General features: G+C 76.3%; 1 protein-coding gene. It reads right to left on the reverse strand.

Going from position 1 to position 270, the window contains the following annotated elements; translation table 11 throughout:
- Window positions 1-68 precede the first annotated feature (68 nt).
- A partial coding sequence (locus MJ643_RS30785) for a hypothetical protein (protein ID WP_247727320.1) occupies window positions 69-270 on the reverse strand: 202 nt, incomplete at its 5' end.

The following is a 270-nucleotide window of genomic DNA, read 5'->3' on the forward strand; positions in this document are numbered from 1 at the left end:
TGGTGTGGTGCAGCTCCTCGACGCCGACGGGCCGGGCCGACCGGCCGGGCCGCCGGGCCGGGCCGGGGTCACATGCCGAGCATCATCCCGCCGGTGGCGGTCGGAACCTCGCCCTCGGGGGCGGCGTCGTCGGGCTGGTCGTCGGCGTCGGGATCGGCTCCCTCGAACTGGGCGCGGTACAGGCGGGCGTAGGCGCCGCCGGCGGCGACCAGCTCGTCGTGGGTGCCCTGCTCGACGATGTCGCCGGCCTCCATCACCAGGATCAGGTCC

Origin of the sequence: Pseudomonas sp. PNPG3, from assembly GCF_023093815.1 — a bacterium.
Lineage (GTDB): Bacteria > Pseudomonadota > Gammaproteobacteria > Pseudomonadales > Pseudomonadaceae > Aquipseudomonas > Aquipseudomonas asiatica.